Raw genomic sequence first — 16,638 nt, 5'->3', positions numbered from 1 at the left:
TTGTCGGGCCACGGAGGCTTCAATCCTCGCTGTCCGGGTCCCGGGCCAGCAGAGCGGCTTCGACTTCGCGTCGGTGCAAATGCGGCGCGAACAGCTCGATAAAGGTGTAGGCGAAGCCGCGCAGATAGGCGTCCTTGCGGATGCCGATCTTGGTCGTGGACGGTTCGAACAGATGGCCGGCGTCCAGCAATTGCAGATTGACGTCGCGCTCCGGCTCGTAAGCCATGCTGGCGATGATGCCTATGCCCAGTCCCAGGCCGACATAGGTCTTGATCACGTCGGTATCGATCGCGGTCAGCACCACGTTGGGCGCCAGGCCCTGGTCGGCGAAAGCTTTGTTGATCTTGGAGCGGCCGGCGAAGGCGAAGTCGTAGGTGACGATGGGGTAGCGGGCGATGTCCGCCAGCGTCAGCGGGCGATCCAACCCCGTCAGCTCGTGTCCTTCCTGCACCACGATGGAACGGTTCCATTCATAGCAGGGCAGCATCGCCAATTCTTTGTACAAAGCGATGCCTTCGGTGGCGATGGCGAGGTCGGCTTCGCCGGACACCACCATTTCGCAGATCTGGGTGGGGCTCCCCTGCTTGATCGACAGCCTCACTTTGGGGTAACGTCGAACGAATTCGGCGATGGCCGGCGGCAGCGCGTAGCGTGCTTGGGTGTGCGTGGTGGCGATGGTCAGCGCGCCTTCCGCCTCTTTGGAGAATTCGTCGCCCACCCGTTTCAGATTCTGCGCTTCGCGCAGAATGCGCTCCGAGATGCGCAGCACCTCTTTGCCGGGCTCGGACACTGAAACCACCCGCTTGCCGTTGCGGATGAAGACCTGGATGCCCAGTTCATCCTCCAGCAGCCGGATCTGCTTGGAAATGCCCGGCTGCGAGGTGTGCAGTTTTTCCGCGGCTTCCGAGACGTTCAGCCCTTGCTTGGCCACCTCCACCAAGTAACGCAGTTGTTGCAGCTTCATGCGACGCCATCCTCTATAAAACCTGTAGTAATTAAATACTAACACAATATTCTTTTCGGTTTATAAGCGGCTTGGGTAGGATTGTCATGAAATTTCCTGCCTGGAGTCTCTGATGAGCCTGGAAGCAAAACTGGACGCCACCGTCGCCTGCCTCAGGACGATCGCCGCCGCGCATCCGGACGCCGTGCTGGCCAACAGCTACGGCGCGGAGGACATGGTGCTGACCGATCTGATCGCCCGTCTGGGGCTGGGCATAGCGGCCTTTAGCCTGGACACCGGCCGCCTGCCGGCGGAAACCTACGATCTGATGCAACGGGTGGAAGAGCGCTACCCCAGCCACCCAGTCGCCGTGTATTTCCCTCAGGCCGCCGCGGTCGAGCAATACGTCGGTCTCCATGGCATCAACGGCTTTTACCGCAGCGTGGACGCGCGCAAGTCCTGTTGCCAGGTACGCAAGCTGGAGCCGCTGCGGCGCGCGCTGGCCGGGCGGTCCGCCTGGATCACGGGGTTGCGGCGCGAACAGTCGCCGACGCGTCAGGACCTGCAGGTCAGCGAATACGACGCCGACAACGGCCTGCAAAAATACAGCCCGCTGCTGGACTGGAGCGAGCGTGATGTCTGGGACTACCTGCGCGCGCACGAAGTGCCCTACAACGCCCTGCATGACCGCCATTATCCTTCCATCGGCTGCGCGCCCTGTACCCGGGCCATTTCGGTGGGCGAGGACGTCCGAGCTGGACGCTGGTGGTGGGAAAACCCCGATTCCAAGGAGTGCGGCCTGCACGTCAAGGCCAGCCCGTTGAAACGTCCGGCATAGCGCCGTCTGAAAGAGCACCATGTATCAATATGATGAAGTCGATCACCGTATCGTCCGCGAGCGCGTGGTCCAGTTCCGCGATCAGACCCGGCGCTATCTGGCCGGCGAGCTGAGCGAGGACGAGTTTCGCCCGCTGCGTTTGATGAATGGCCTGTACGTGCAGCGCCACGCGCCGATGCTGCGCGTCGCCATTCCCTACGGCCATCTGCGCAGCGGCCAGCTGCGCAAGTTGGCCGACATCGCCCGCCGCTACGATAAGGGCTACGGCCATTTCACCACCCGCCAGAACATTCAGTTCAACTGGCCGGAGCTGGCGCGGGTGCCCGATATCCTGGAAGAGCTGTCCACGGTGGAGATGCATGCGATCCAGACTTCGGGCAACTGCGTGCGCAACACGACGACCGACGCGTTCGCCGGCGTGGCCGGCGACGAACTGCTGGACCCGCGGCCCTGGTGCGAAATCATTCGGCAGTGGAGCACCTTGCACCCCGAGTTCACCTTCCTGCCGCGCAAATTCAAGATCGCGGTGTCCGGCAGCGTGGAGGACCGCGCAGCCACCCGCGTGCACGACATCGGCCTGCACGTGGTGCGCAACGAGGCCGGCGAAGTGGGCTTCCGAGTGATGGTGGGCGGCGGTCTGGGGCGTACCCCCATCGTCGGCGACGTGGTCAAGGATTTTTTGCCCACGCCGCACCTGCTGACCTATCTGGACGCGGTGCTGCGGGTTTACAACCGCTTTGGCCGTCGCGACAACAAGTACAAGGCGCGCATCAAGATTCTGGTCAAGGCGATGACGGTGGAGGGCTTTGCCGCCAAGGTCGAGGACGAATGGCTGCATATCAAGGGCGGTCCTGCCACCCTGCGTGACGAGGACGTCGCTCATTACGCCAGCTTTTTCACTGACCCGCCGTATCAGACGCTGCCGGCCAATCCCCCCGAACTGCGGGCACTGCTCGAAGAGGACAAAGGCTTCGCCCGTTGGGCGGAGCGCAATACCCGCGCCCACAAGCGGCCGGGCTATCGCTCGGTGGTGCTGTCGCTGAAGCGGGCCGGCGTGCCGCCCGGCGACATCAGCGCGGAACAGATGGACGCGGCGGCGGATTTGGCCGACCGCTTCGGCTTTGGCGAGCTGCGCGTCGCCCATGAGCAAAACCTGGTGCTGCCGGACGTGCCGGAGAAGGATTTGCACGCGCTGTGGCTACTGGCGCGCGAGCATGGCTTCGCCACGCCCAATATCGGCCTGCTCACCGACATTATCTGCTGTCCGGGCGGCGACTTCTGCTCGCTGGCCAATGCGCGTTCGATTCCGGTTGCGGAGGCTATTCAGCAAACCTTCGAGGACATGGACTATCTGTACGACCTTGGCGACATTGACTGCAATTTCTCCGGTTGCATGAACGCTTGCGGTCATCACCATATCGGCAATATCGGCATACTCGGCGTCGACAAGAACGGGGAGGAGTGGTACCAGATCACGCTGGGCGGCAGCCAGGGCAGCGCCACCAGCATAGGCAAGGTGATAGGGCCCTCGTTTGCTCAGGCCGACGTGCCCAAGGCTTTCACCACCATCATGAGCGTCTATTTGGAACAACGCGGTTCGGGTGAGCGCTTCATTGAAACCGTGCGCCGTATCGGCATCGAACCCTTCAAGGAGCGGGTGTATGCCAAACATCATTAAACAGGGACAAGTCCGGCCGGACGATTGGAGTCTGCTGCGCAGGGACGAAAACGGCCAGTTGCCGGAAGTCGCGGCGGGCGGCAATGTGATCGTGCCGCTGTCCGATTGGCTGGAGAGGCGCGCGTTCTGGCGCAGCCATGCTGCGCGGGTGGGGGTTTGGCTAGGGCCGGACGAGGATCCCGCACAGCTACTGGCCGATTTGCCAGAGCTGGAGTTGATCGCCGTCGATTTTCCGGCCTTTACCGATGGCCGCGGCTACAGTCATGCCCGCTTGCTGCGCGAGCGTTACGGCTATCGCGGGGAACTGCGGGCGATTGGGGATGTCTGGCAAGACTTACTGCACTCCATGGCGCAAGTCGGTTTTGATGCATTCGCCATTAAGGATGGCAAGGCGCTGGAATCTTCGCTGGATGGTTTTAATACTTTTAGCGAAAACTATCAGGCTACTGTGCTCAATCCGCTGCCACTGTTTCGTAGGCGCGTCACATCGCTGTAATGTGTGGTTTATGCGAGACAGAGGCCACAAAAAAACGCTTTTTTTGACGTTTTTTTGCAACGGATTGCTCTCAATCTGTGGCGTCCTAAGTTGACATGGGGTTGCAGCGTTTCTATAGTGCGGGTTAACTGCATAAACACAGTTTGCAGATCACCCTGTTGTTTGCAGTAAAATTGTTCGTGTGGTCTTTGCGTCAGCCCGCATTGCTACCCATTTTATAGATTAAAGAGGGAATAACATGACTAAACAGCTGAAACTGAGCGCCCTGGTTGCTGCTCTGTTGGTTTCCGCTAGCGCTTTTGCTGCTAAACCTGGCTATGCCGTTGACCAGTCCACCGAATCCGTGACTCGCAACAACTACGGCGAGTGCTGGAGAACCAACTTCTTCGACAAGGCTAAAGACGGCCTGGTTGAATGTGGCGATCGCGAAGCTGCCAAGCCGGTAGCAGAAGCTCCGAAGCCGGTGCTGGTTTCCGAAAAAGAAAAAGTCACCCTGTCCGCTAAAGTGCTGTTCGACTTCGACAAGGCCAAGCTGCGCGCTGATGCCAAGAACGAACTGGACCCGCTGGTTGAAAAGCTGAAAGCCAACGCTGGCAAAGGCTACCTGAAGTCCGTTGAAGTTGCTGGCTACACCGACTTCATGGGTTCCGCTGCTTACAACAACCGTCTGTCGCAAGAGCGCGCCGACGCTGTTAAAGGCTACTTCATCGCTGCTGGCGTTCCGGCTGAAAAAGTGACCTCCGTAGGTCGCGGCGCCGCCGAAGCCAAGATGACTGCCGAGTGCAAGGCCAAATTCCCGAAATACCAGAAGAAAGGTTCCAAGCAGAACCTGGCTATCAAGGAATGCATCGAGTCTGATCGTCGCGTTGAGCTGACCATCGACGCGGTTAAAGAGTCCCTGGTTGAGAAGAAGTAATCTCGATTAGCTGCTCTGTTCAAAAAGCCCCGCAATCTTGCGGGGCTTTTTGCATTGTATGGCGGATAGCCGGCTCAGTTCGCCGTTGCCGGCCCAATTGCGTTTCATGTCTGGACGCTATCCGTAGCTGGCAGATACAATCGAAGGTTTTCAGGACGCAATAAGACCAGCACATGCAGGTATTTTTTGGAGATCCGCGGCGTTATCAGCTGCCAGCCTGCGCCTTGACCATAGGCAATTTCGACGGCGTGCACCTTGGCCATCAGAAAATGCTGCAGCGTCTGCGGCTGGAAGCCGACGCCCGAGGCCTACCGACGGCCCTGTTGACCTTCGAGCCCCATCCGAGGGAGTTCTTCGCGCGCGACAATCCGCCTGGCCGTTTGTCCACGTTGCGAGATAAACTGGTGTTTCTGCAGCGGTTGGGTTTGGTTGATTATGTGTTCGTCTATCGCTTCAATCGCGGCTTCGCCGGCATGTCGGCGTCGGATTTCATCGACAAGGTTCTGGTCCAGGGGCTGCAGACCAAGTATTTGCTGATCGGCGACGACTTCCAGTTCGGCGCCAAGCGGCAGGGCCATTTCGAGATGCTGAGCTCCTGTCCCCATTTCGTCACCGAGGCGATGCCGACGGTGTTGGCCATGGGTGAACGCGCCTCCAGCACCTTGGTGCGCGAGCGGCTGGCCGCAGGGGACCTGAGCGGCGCGGAAAGCCTGCTGGGGCGCGAGTATCAGATTTCCGGGCGTGTGGTGCATGGCAAGAAGCTGGGCCGCACCATAGGCTTTCCCACGGCCAACATCCATTTGCCGCATTTGCGTCCGGCCTTGCAGGGCGTATTCGTCGTGCAGGCGGAAACCGCCGACGGCGTGTTGGGCGGCGTGGCCAGCCTGGGTTTGAACCCGACGGTCAGCAACACACCGGACTACAAACTGGAAGTGCATCTGTTCGATTTCGCCGGCGATCTCTACGGGCAGCGGCTGACGGTGCGATTCCTGAAGAAACTGCGCGACGAGGCGCGGTATGATGATTTATCGGCGCTGATCGCTCAGATTGAAAAAGACGCGGGCAGCGCCAAGACCTATTTGACAAGTTTGCAGCGAGAGCAGGCATGAGCATCGATTATCGTAAAACCGTAAACCTGCTGGATACACCCTTCGCCATGCGCGGGGATCTGGCCAAACGCGAACCGGCCTGGGTCAAGCGCTGGCAGGAAGAGAAGCGCTACGACAAGCTGCGCAAGCTCTCCGCCGGCCGCCCCAAGTTCATCCTGCACGACGGCCCTCCGTACGCCAACAACGACATCCACCTGGGCCACGCGGTCAACAAGGTGTTGAAGGACATCATCGTCCGCTCCAAGACGCTGGCCGGTTTCGACGCCCCTTATGTGCCGGGCTGGGACTGCCACGGCCTGCCCATCGAACTGATGGTGGAGAAGCTGCACGGCAAGGACATTCCCGCCGCCAAGTTTCGCGAACTGTGTCGCGAATACGCGAAAGAGCAGGTGGCGCGCCAGAAGAAGGGCTTCATTCGCCTTGGCGTGTTGGGCGATTGGGACAATCCCTATCTGACCATGGATTTCAAGACCGAGGCCGATATCGTGCGGACCCTCGGCAAGATCTTCGAGAACGGCTATCTGAGCAAGGGCGAGAAGCCGGTGCACTGGTGCATCGAATGCGGCTCGTCGCTGGCCGAGGCCGAAGTCGAATACGAAGACAAAGTGTCGCCGGCGATCGATGTCGGCTTCAAGGTGCTTGACGCCGACAAGGCTTCGGCCGCCTTCGATGCCGACGCTTCCGGCGCGATGGCCGTAATCTGGACCACCACGCCGTGGACGCTGCCGGCCAACCAGGCCGTCGCCGCCGGCGCGAATCTGGATTATCAGTTGATCGACACCCCCAAGGGCAAGCTGATCCTGGGCAAGGATCTGGTCGAGTCGGCGATGAAGCGCTATGGCATCGAAGAGTTCCGCGTGCTGGGCGAAGCCAAGGGCGAGGCGCTGGAGCTGATTCAGTTGAGCCATCCGTTCTACGACCGCCAGGTGCCGGTGATTCTGGGCGACCACGTTACCACCGACGCGGGTACCGGCTTGGTGCATACCGCGCCGGCTCATGGTCTGGAAGACTTCCAGGCCGGCTTGCAGTACAAACTGCCGGTGGCCAATCCGGTGGCCGACGACGGGCGCTACAAGAGCACCACCGAACTGTTCGCCGGCATGCTGGTATGGGACGCCAACCCGCGCGTGATCGAAACCCTGGAAGAGCGCGGCACGCTGGTGCACAAGGCCAAGCTGGAGCATAGCTATCCGCATTGCTGGCGCCACAAGACGCCGATCATCTTCCGTGCCACGCCGCAGTGGTTCATCAGCATGGACCGCCAGGCTAATGGCGGCGAGACGCTGCGCGAGATCAGCCAGCGCGCCGTCGATGCCACCGAGTTCTTCCCGGCCTGGGGCCGCGCGCGTTTGGACGCGATGATCAAGAACAGCCCCGACTGGTGCGTGTCGCGTCAGCGAAACTGGGGCGTGCCGATGACTTTCTTCATCCACAAGGAGTCGGGCGAGCTGCATCCGCGTTCCGTCCAACTGCTGGAAGAAGTGGCGCTGCGCATTGAACAGCAGGGCATCGAAGCCTGGTTCAGCCTGGACGCCAAGGAGTTGCTGGGCGAAGAAGCCGAGCAATACCGCAAGCTCTCCGACACTCTGGACGTTTGGTTCGATTCCGGCTCCACCCACTTCGCGGTGCTGAAGCAGCGCCCGGAGCTGGCCTGGCCGGCGGACCTGTATCTGGAAGGCTCGGACCAGCATCGCGGCTGGTTCCAGTCCTCGCTGAAAACCGGTTGCGCCACCATAGGCCGCGCGCCGTACAAGCAGCTCTTGACCCACGGCTTCACCGTGGACGACAAGGGCTACAAGATGTCCAAGTCGCGCGGCAACGGCATTGCGCCGGAAGAGATTTGCGGCACCTTGGGCGCCGACATCCTGCGTCTGTGGGTGGCCAGCGCTGACTACTCCGGCGATATGTCGCTGTCGCAGGAAATCTTGAAGCGCACAACGGAAAGCTATCGCCGTCTGCGTAATACCATCCGCTTCCTGCTGTCCAATCTGTCGGATTTCGACCCGCTGGAACACGCTGTTCCGCTGGCCAATATGGTGGAACTGGACCAGTACGCGTTGCTGCGCGCCCGTGAAGTGCAGGAGAAGGCGGCGGGTGAACTGTACTCGCGCTATGCCTTCCACCATGTGGTGCAGGAAGTGGTGGGCTATTGCTCCGAGGATCTGGGCGCCTTCTACCTGGATGTGATCAAGGACCGTTTGTACACCACCAAGGCGGACAGCCATGCGCGCCGAAGCGCCCAGACCGCGCTGTACCACATCACCCGCAGCTTGCTGCTGCTAGTGGCGCCCATCCTGTGCTTCACCGCCGACGAGGCGTGGAACGTGCTGGTGGACAGCGAGGAAGAGTCGCCGCTGTATCACGTCTGGCATGAATTCCCGGCTCAGTCCGCCGAGCGCGAAGCGGCCTTGTCCGCCAAGTGGCTTGCCATTCGCGAACTGCGCGCTCAGGTCAACAAGCAGATCGAAGCGCTGCGCAGCGCCGATCAGCTGGGCTCCTCCTTGCAGGCGGAGATCGAAATCGAAGCCGACGGCGGGCTGTTGCAGTGGCTGAACGCCTTGGGCGATGAACTCAAGTTCGTGCTGATTGTCTCTAAAGCCAGCGTCAAGCAAGGCGAGCAAACCCGCGTCAGCGTGGTGTCGTCGACGCAGCAGAAGTGCGAGCGTTGCTGGCACTACCGCGCAGACGTCGGCAGCCATGCCGGCCACGGCGCGGTGTGCGGTCGTTGCGTGGACAATATCGACGGCAAGGGCGAGACGCGCCGCTTCGCCTGATCCGCGTCGACGACGCGGCGGCACGGCCGGGCCGGAAGGATGGGGGCGCTCAGCATTCCCGACTTCCGGCGCTTTGATATAGAGTGCGCGGAGTTCCGCTTCGCGTCGTGGAAAGGTCTGATGGAATCTGCAATGACTATGCCCAAGGCCAAGCAATGGCCGAAGTGGTTTGCGCTGGCGGCGGTAATCGTGTTGCTGGATCAATTGTCCAAGATCTATTTCAACGGCAATTACCAGTACGGCGAAGTCCGGGAAGTCATTCCCGGCTTTTTCGGTTTTACCTTGCTGTACAATCCGGGCGCGGCGTTCAGCTTCCTGCACGACGCCGGCGGCTGGCAGAAGTATCTGTTCTCGGGCCTGGCTTTCGCCGTGTCTGGCTGGCTGGGCTGGAATATCTTCAAGAACCGCTTTAGCGGACTGATGAATCTGGCCGCGGCTTTCATCATGGGCGGCGCGCTTGGTAATGTGATCGACCGCATCGTCCACGGCCATGTGATCGATTTCATCCAGGTGCATTACTACAGCAGCTGGTCGTACCCTGCCTTCAATCTGGCGGACTCCTTCATTTGCGTGGGAGCCGCCCTGATGGTGATGGATAGTTTCAGAAAGCCGCGCGCCTGAGCGCCGCGGCTTGAGCAAGGATTTGTGATGACGAAGACCATTATGCTGGCCAACCCGCGCGGTTTCTGCGCAGGCGTGGACCGGGCCATCGCCATCGTCGAGCGGGCGATTGAACTGTACGGCGCGCCGATCTATGTGCGTCATGAAGTGGTGCACAACCGTTTTGTCGTCGAGAACCTACGCGCCAAGGGCGCGGTGTTCATCGAGGAATTGAAGGATGTGCCCAGCGGCAGCACCCTGGTGTATTCCGCTCATGGCGTGCCGCAGTCGGTGCGCGAAGAGGCGGCGGCTTTGGGCCTGCAGGTGTTCGACGCCACCTGTCCCCTGGTGACGAAGGTGCATGTCGAAGTCAAGCGAATGAACAAGGCGGGCATGGAGATCGTCATGATCGGCCACGCCGGCCACCCCGAGGTGGAGGGCACCATGGGCCAGGTGGACGGCGGCATGTATCTGGTGGAAAACGTCGCCGATGTCGCGGGCTTGCAGGTGCGCAACCCGGCGGCCTTGTCCTACGTCAGCCAGACCACGCTGTCGGTGGATGAGACCCGCGACATCATCGCCGCGTTGAAGGCACGTTTCCCGGAGATCTCCAGCCCGAAAAAAGACGATATCTGCTACGCCACGCAAAATCGGCAGGACGCGGTGAAGGTGCTGGCCGATGAATGCGATATCGTGGTGGTGGTGGGGTCGCCCAATAGCTCCAACTCCAACCGCTTGCGCGAAGTGGCCGCGCTCAAGGGCGTGGACGCCTATATGGTGGACAACGCCGGTCAATTGGAGGAGGCCTGGTTCGCCGGCAAGCGGCGGGTGGGCGTCACCGCCGGAGCCAGCGCGCCGGAGGTGCTGGTGCAGGCGGTGATAGACCAGATCAAGGCTTTCGGTGCGGACAGCGTCAGCGAGCTGGACGGTGTGGAGGAGAACACGGTGTTTGCGTTGCCGCCGGCGCTGCGCGAAGACAAGCGCGCCTGAGCCCGCCCGGCGGTCTCGACGCCAAACTGGCCCCGCGGTCCCCCGCGGGGCTTTTTCATGTTCGCGCGGGGGGCGATCCTGTGTTGCGGGCAGGGGTATTGAAAAGTCCGGGACAGCCCTTATCTGATGCGCATCGTTGACCAACTCTTGTGATAAGTCACCATGAGCGCATTGAAAGAAACCCTGGGTTTTCAGACCGAAGTCAAGCAGCTGCTGCAGCTGATGATCCACTCCTTGTATTCCAACAAGGAGATCTTCCTGCGTGAACTGATTTCCAACGCTTCCGACGCCGCCGACAAGCTGCGTTTCGAAGGTTTGGCCAAGCCCGAGCTGTTCGAAAACGAGCCTGAGCTGAAGATCACCATCGGCTACGACGCCGAGGCGCGCACGCTGACCATCGCCGACAACGGCATCGGCATGAGCCGCGACGAAGTCATCGCCAATATCGGCACCATCGCCAAGTCCGGCACCAAGGCCTTTTTCGAGCAGTTGTCCGGCGACGCCAAGAAAGACGCCAACCTGATCGGTCAGTTCGGTGTCGGCTTCTACTCCGCCTTTATCGTGGCCGATAAAGTCACGCTGACCACCCGCCGCGCCGGCGACGCCGCCGACTCCGCCACTCGCTGGGAATCCGAGGGCGCCGGCGAATACACGCTGGAGCAAGTGGAGAAGGCCGGCCGCGGCACGGAAATCGTGCTGCACCTGAAGGAGGGCGAGGACGAGCTACTGAACGATTGGAAGCTGAAAGGCATCGTTCGCAAGTACTCCGACCACATCTCGATCCCGATCGAGATGAAAAAGGGCAATAGCTACGGCGAAAACGGCGAAGTCATCGTCAGCGACGAGATGGAAGCCGTGAACTCCGCTTCCGCGCTGTGGACCCGCGGCAAGAGCGAGATCAGCGAAGAGCAGTACAAGGAGTTCTACAAGCATGTGGCTCACGACTTCACCGACCCGCTGGCCTGGAGCCACGCTCGCGTCGAGGGCCGCCAGGAATACACCGAGCTGTTGTACATCCCGTCGCGCGCGCCCTTCGACTTGTTCGATCGCGAGCGCAAACAGGGCGTCAAACTCTACGTGCGCCGCGTCTTCATCATGGAAGACACCGAGAAGCTGATGCCGCACTACCTGCGCTTCGTGCGCGGGGTGATAGACAGCAACGACCTGCCGCTGAACGTGTCGCGCGAGATCCTGCAAGAAAGCAAGGACATCGACGCCATCCGCAACGGCTGCGTCAAGAAAGTGCTGGGCCTGCTGGAAGACCTTGCCGCCAATCAGCCGGAAAAATACGCCGAGTTCTGGCAAGAGTTCGGCCAAGTACTGAAAGAGGGCGTCGGCGAGGATATGGCCAACAAGGAACGCATCGCCAAGCTGCTGCGTTTCGTCTCCACCGCGTCCGAAGGCACTGAGCCGACGGTGACGCTGAGCGACTACGTCGCCCGGATGAAGGAAGGCCAGGACAAGATCTACTACATCACCGCCGATACCCTGGCCGCGGCCAAGAACAGCCCGCACCTGGAAGTGTTCAAGAAGAAGGGCGTCGAGGTGCTGTTGCTGACCGATCGCGTAGACGAGTGGGTGGTGGGCTCGCTGTTCGAGTTCGACGGCAAGGCGCTGCAGTCCGTGGCCAAGGGCGCGCTGGATTTGGGCGCGCTGGAAGACGAAGCCGACAAGGAAGCGCAAAAGCAGGTGGAGGAAAGCGCCAAGCCGGTGGTGGAGAAAGTGCAGAAAGCCTTGGCCGACCGGGTCAAGGACGTGCGCGCCACCGCCCGCCTGACCGAGAGCCCGGCCTGCCTGGTAGCCGGCGAGCATGATATGAGCGCCCACTTGGAGCGCATGTTGAAAGCGGCGGGGCAGAAGGTGGAGGCTAGCAAGCCCACGCTGGAGATCAACCCCGAGCACGTGCTGGTGAAAAAACTGGCCGACGAGGCCGACGAGGCCCGCGCTAGCGATCTGGCCCAGGTGCTGTACGATCAGGCCTTGCTGGCCGAAGGCGGCAAGCTGGAGGATCCGGCGGCCTTCGTCAAGCGCATCAACAAGCTGATGCTGGAGCTGTCGGCTTAAGCCGAACGTCGTCCCCATCGGAATGCCCCGCCGCGCGCGGGGCATTTTTTTTACGCTGGCAATAATGCCGCGCCAAAAATCATGGCTGGGGGTATCATCGGCGGCTTCTCTCTAGCTATGACTTAGTCATGATGGAACTGTCGCTGATTCACGCTCTGCCGGAAGGCCCCTGGGCGGCACTGGACCTCAAGGCGATCCAGGCGCAATTGGAGGCGCTGGCGACGCAGCCGGCCACCCTTGCCGCGGACAAGGCCAGTCAGTGGTTGGGGCAATGGCTGCGCTTGGCCTTGGCGCCAGCGGAACGCTTGCAACTACTGCAGGCGCTGCGTGCGCCGTTGGCCGCGCTGGTTGCCAGGCTGGAGCGCGCGGCGGCGCGGCAGGAATTGTCCTGCACCCCGGAGGCGCGCGCCGCATTGCAATCGGCCCGCCAATTGCTGCGGCAATGGCATGAGCAGTGCAAGCTGCTGGCTCAGGCATTCAGCGCGCAGGAAGCCGGCCGTTTTTCCAGTTCTCGTCCGCGGTTGGAGGCCCTGCAACTGGCGTTGGCGAGCGGCTACGATTTGCTGGCGCTGCACGCGCGCAGCTACGCGCCGTTGCACAAGGGCTTCTGGCGCGATTGCCACCGTTTGTACGCCTACGCGCTGGCCCAGGGCTGGGAGGGGCGGCAGGCGGCGGGGGGCGTGGCGGCGCCTGGGCTTAGCTACCGCCGGCTGATGTTGTTGGGTTTGACCGCCAGCAACCGGCTGGAGACGGCCAAGATCGCCTTGCTGCTGCAATGGCTGGAGCAGCATGCCGGCTTGCTGCGCGTGGAGCAGTTGGATCAGCCGCTGGGGGACGACGGCGCGCTCGCTTTCCGCGCCGACGCCGACCGGCCGGCGCGCTTCTGCGCCGAGCTGGATCTGGACGGCGACGGCGTGTGGTGGCGACTGGACGCCGGTCGTTTGCTGGAGCGCCTGGATGAATTGAGCCGCCAGCGCCAGCGACAGGGATTGGACGGCTGCCACGAAGCCTGGTTGCTGGCGCGTTTGCGTCAGGAGTGGGGGGCGCCGCCTCGTCGGCGGCACGTCAGGTTGCGCCGGCTCAGCGTCGAAACCGTCGAGCTGGTCAGCTTGTTGCCACGTTGCTGGCGGCTGGCCGCCGGCGAGCCGGCTGACGGAGAGTTGGAGCCCTGCCGTTTGCAGATCAGCAACCTCAGCGCTTCCGGCCTGTTGCTGCAGGGAGAGTCCTTGCAACAACCGTTGCGCGCCGGCGAGGTGGTCATGTTGCGCCGCCGCGGTTTCGGCTGGCAATTGGGCCTGGTGCGCTGGGTCAGCTTCGGGGGCGAGGACATGCAGACCGAGTGCGGGGTCGAGTTCATCGGCAAACGGCCGCAGGCGGTTGAAGTCGCCGCGGTCACCAGCCATGCTGCGGGAGGCTTCGAGCCGGCGTTGCGCATGCAGGCCGAGCGGCATTTCCGCCATTCCGGCATTTTGGTGTTGCCGGGCCGTTTATATCAGGCTTTACGGCCGTTTCATCTGCGGGGCGCCGATGGCGAATGTCGGGTGCGCGCGGTGCGCTTATTGCAGCAGACCGCGCATTATCAATTCGTGGAGATCAAGATAGACGAGCTGCTGCCCGCCGACGCGCAGGCTTGAACGGCGGGTAGGGCGGCGGACAAGTTCCGCCACGCAGCCGGCCAGTGCTGGTATCCTTGCCGCCATGAGCAAGCCCCCCCTTCCCGAGGCCGGATCTTCGGCCGACGATTTTCAGCTGACCGCGCCGGAATTGCCGCCCAGCGTGCCGATTGCGCACGTGTTCGGCCAGCCTGTGCTGGAAGTGCCGCAGGATTTGTTCATCCCGCCGGACGCGCTGCAAGTGATCCTGGATAGTTTCGAAGGACCGCTGGACCTGCTGCTTTATCTGATCCGCAAACAGAACCTGGATGTGTTGAATATTCCAATGGCGGACATCACGGTCCAGTACATGGCCTATATCGATGCGATGCGCGACGGGCGTTTGGAACTGGCCGCCGAATATCTGCTGATGGCGGCGCTGCTGATCGAGATCAAGTCGCGCTTGCTGCTGCCCCGGCCCCAGTTGGACGAGGAGGGCGAGCCGGATGATCCGCGCGCCGAACTGGTGCGCCGCTTGCTGGAGTACGAGCAGATGAAGCTGGCGGGGCTGGAGCTGGACAAGTTGCCGCAGGCCGATCGAGACTTCGCCTGGCTGGCGGTCTTGATCGAACAGTCTGCCGAGCAGCGGCTGCCCGACGTCAGCCCGGCGGATCTGCGCCAAGCGTGGATGGCGATTCTGTCGCGCGCGCGCCACCACCGCCACCATAAGGTGGAGAAGGATGAATTGTCGGTGCGCGAGCAGATGAGCTGGATTCTGCGCTACCTGGACGGCCGCGAGTACGTGCCTTTCGAGGAGCTGTTCGACGCAGACAAGGGCGTCGCCCACCTGGTGGTTAACTTCATCGCGGTGCTGGAGCTGGTCAAGGAGGGCTTGGTCAAGGTCAGTCAGGAGGCGCCGTATCAGCCCATTTACGTCAGGATAGCGCTGGTCTAAGAGGCTGTTCAAAGTCTTGCGAGCCAGGGCGAGACAAGGCGAAAACGAGCGAAAAAGCGGAGTGTACGAGGGGTGCATGAGCATTTTGAACTTGTACCCACCGTGCAGCGCTCCACGAAGCGCAGCAGACTTTGAACAGGTTCTGAAAGAGGGGGCGCGCCGATTTGCACTTGATGTTGGCGCGGCAGCGATTAGGATACAGATATCCATTGCGAGAGCATGCCATGCACATTGAAGCGGCCGACCAGAAACATCTGCCAGCCTATCGTCCTTTTTTCCTGGCCTGTCATGAGGAAGGGCTGGATTATTATCGTCGCGCCGGCACGGACCCGGACGCCTGGCTTGGACAATTGCTGCAACACGCCGAAGGGCGAGCGCTGCCCGAAGGCTGGGTGCCGTGCCGCACCTGGTTTCTGATCAACGGCCGTACCGAGATCATCGGCGCGATCCGACAGCGGCTGGCCGACAACGCGTTGATTGTGGAGCGCATCGGCCATATTGCTTTCGAAGTGCTGCCGGCTTGGCGAGGCCATGGTTACGGCCGGGTGCTGTTGCAATATGTGCAGACGCTGGGCGAGAAGCCCGCGCATGGGAATTGGGTGTTGGTTTGCCCGGCGGACCGGCCTGCCGCGGTGCGCACGGTGGAAGCCTGCGGCGGCCAGTTGCTGGAAACGATGGAGAACGGAGGGCGAGCGTTCCGGCGTTACAGCCTGACCGCGCTGGCGGCTTGGGACGACATGGCGGAAGGATTAATTTAGCTCCGGACGGAGAGTTCATGTAGAATGTCCGGTTTCCTGCGCAAACGTGTTTCGGCTTCACGGCTCAATGTCCACCATCACCGACCTAAAATACCTGAAGATCGTGCTGGAGACGGCGTTACTGACCGCGCAGGAACCTCTGTCGGTTGCCATGCTCAAAAAGCTGTTCACCGAAGAGGTGAAAGCCGCGTTGATCAACGACATCCTCGACGATATCCAGAGCGACTGGAGAGGCAAGGGCGTCGAACTGGTCAAATTGGCGTCGGGATGGCGCTTTCGCGCCCGAGCGGAGTTCACGCCATACTTGAACCGCTTGAACCCGGAAAAGCCGCCGCGTTACTCGCGCGCGGTAATGGAAACCTTGGCGATCATCGCCTACAAACAACCTGTGACCCGTGGCGATATCGAAGCGATACGCGGCGTATCGGTGTCCACCGGCGTGATGCAGACTCTGCTGGAACGCGGCTGGATCGAAGTCATCGGCCACAAGGACGTACCCGGCAGGCCGGGCTTATATGCCACTACCCGAAAATTCCTGGACGACTTGGGCTTTGTCTCGCTCAAGGATCTGCCGCCATTGGTGGAGCTGGGAAGCCTGGTAGTGCCCGAGGCGGCGCCTCGGGATCAAGGCCCGGCAGCGGCCACAGACGACATCCCCCTCGACGATGAGGCGGATAATTTCGAGCCCATCGCAGAATAACATCGACATTCTGCAGGTTGCTCGCACGGAAAGAGCAAAGCACATATGTCTAAAGGACAACGCAATCACGCCCGCCAGCCGGTGGCGCGTGTCAAAGGTCGCGAAACTTCCCAACCGCGCCAGCCGGCCAACGGCGGCGTTCAGCCGCGCGGCAAGACCCAAGGCGGCATGATCAAGAGCCGCAACGGCCAGGCGGCGGATCCCAGCGGCCGTCAGGGCCAGCCC

Annotated in this window: 14 protein-coding genes; 13 read left to right on the top strand and 1 reads right to left on the bottom strand. The window is 61.6% G+C overall.

The features are described 5' to 3' along the window. Positions 1-19 precede the first annotated feature (19 nt). Complete coding sequence (cysB, locus tag BR71_RS13890; protein ID WP_043638505.1) at positions 20-964, bottom strand: HTH-type transcriptional regulator CysB; 945 nt, start codon at positions 962-964, stop codon at positions 20-22. A 112-nt stretch (positions 965-1,076) separates the two neighbouring features. Here cysB and BR71_RS13885 point away from each other — a divergent pair, with 112 nt between their 5' ends. The 13 genes from BR71_RS13885 (at position 1,077) to scpB (ending at position 16,413) form a co-directional block, all read left to right on the top strand. Continuing rightward, on the top strand, positions 1,077-1,781 hold the full coding sequence (locus tag BR71_RS13885; RefSeq protein ID WP_019102647.1) for a phosphoadenylyl-sulfate reductase: 705 nt from the start codon (positions 1,077-1,079) through the stop codon (positions 1,779-1,781). A 19-nt stretch (positions 1,782-1,800) separates the two neighbouring features. Beyond that, positions 1,801-3,459 carry a nitrite/sulfite reductase gene (locus BR71_RS13880; protein ID WP_043638501.1) on the top strand — a complete coding sequence of 553 codons (1,659 nt, stop codon included), beginning with the start codon at positions 1,801-1,803 and terminating at the stop codon, positions 3,457-3,459. Next, positions 3,443-3,955 carry a DUF934 domain-containing protein gene (locus BR71_RS13875; RefSeq protein ID WP_043638498.1) on the top strand — a complete coding sequence of 171 codons (513 nt, stop codon included), beginning with the start codon at positions 3,443-3,445 and terminating at the stop codon, positions 3,953-3,955. Before BR71_RS13880 ends, BR71_RS13875 begins: the two co-directional genes overlap by 17 nt. Before the next feature lie 238 nt (positions 3,956-4,193). Next, positions 4,194-4,871, top strand: coding sequence for an OmpA family protein (locus tag BR71_RS13870; RefSeq protein WP_043638494.1), 678 nt, complete (start codon positions 4,194-4,196; stop codon positions 4,869-4,871). A 173-nt stretch (positions 4,872-5,044) separates the two neighbouring features. Then, positions 5,045-5,980: a bifunctional riboflavin kinase/FAD synthetase gene (locus tag BR71_RS13865; RefSeq protein ID WP_043638490.1), complete on the top strand. Its 936-nt coding sequence runs from the start codon at positions 5,045-5,047 to the stop codon at positions 5,978-5,980. Beyond that, positions 5,977-8,754 (top strand): isoleucine--tRNA ligase, encoded by a 2,778-nt coding sequence (gene ileS, locus BR71_RS13860; RefSeq protein ID WP_043638486.1) that lies wholly within the window; start codon positions 5,977-5,979, stop codon positions 8,752-8,754. The genes BR71_RS13865 and ileS overlap by 4 nt, the downstream gene beginning before the upstream one ends. 132 nt (positions 8,755-8,886) lie before the next feature. Continuing rightward, positions 8,887-9,375 (top strand): signal peptidase II, encoded by a 489-nt coding sequence (gene lspA, locus BR71_RS13855; RefSeq protein ID WP_043638483.1) that lies wholly within the window; start codon positions 8,887-8,889, stop codon positions 9,373-9,375. Between the two features lie 27 nt (positions 9,376-9,402). Continuing rightward, complete coding sequence (gene ispH / locus BR71_RS13850; RefSeq protein WP_043638479.1) at positions 9,403-10,344, top strand: 4-hydroxy-3-methylbut-2-enyl diphosphate reductase; 942 nt, start codon at positions 9,403-9,405, stop codon at positions 10,342-10,344. A 162-nt stretch (positions 10,345-10,506) separates the two neighbouring features. Further along, complete coding sequence (gene htpG, locus BR71_RS13845) at positions 10,507-12,408, top strand: molecular chaperone HtpG (RefSeq protein WP_043638476.1); 1,902 nt, start codon at positions 10,507-10,509, stop codon at positions 12,406-12,408. Between the two features lie 128 nt (positions 12,409-12,536). Then, positions 12,537-14,042, top strand: a complete 1,506-nt coding sequence (locus tag BR71_RS13840) for a hypothetical protein (RefSeq protein WP_043638471.1) — start codon at positions 12,537-12,539, stop codon at positions 14,040-14,042. A 64-nt stretch (positions 14,043-14,106) separates the two neighbouring features. Then, a complete protein-coding gene (locus BR71_RS13835; RefSeq protein WP_081862671.1) occupies positions 14,107-14,955 on the top strand; it encodes a segregation and condensation protein A in 849 nt (282 codons plus the stop codon). A 224-nt stretch (positions 14,956-15,179) separates the two neighbouring features. Next, complete coding sequence (locus tag BR71_RS13830; protein WP_052370570.1) at positions 15,180-15,713, top strand: GNAT family N-acetyltransferase; 534 nt, start codon at positions 15,180-15,182, stop codon at positions 15,711-15,713. Positions 15,714-15,780: 67 nt separating this feature from the next. Further along, on the top strand, positions 15,781-16,413 hold the full coding sequence (gene scpB / locus BR71_RS13825) for an SMC-Scp complex subunit ScpB (RefSeq protein WP_043638468.1): 633 nt from the start codon (positions 15,781-15,783) through the stop codon (positions 16,411-16,413). Positions 16,414-16,638 lie beyond the last annotated feature (225 nt).

The sequence above is a fragment of the Chromobacterium haemolyticum DSM 19808 genome (assembly GCF_000711885.1).
GTDB classification, from domain to species: Bacteria; Pseudomonadota; Gammaproteobacteria; order Burkholderiales; family Chromobacteriaceae; genus Chromobacterium; species Chromobacterium haemolyticum.
Note: the sequence above shows the minus strand (reverse complement) of the source record. Positions and strands in the feature narration are given on the sequence as shown.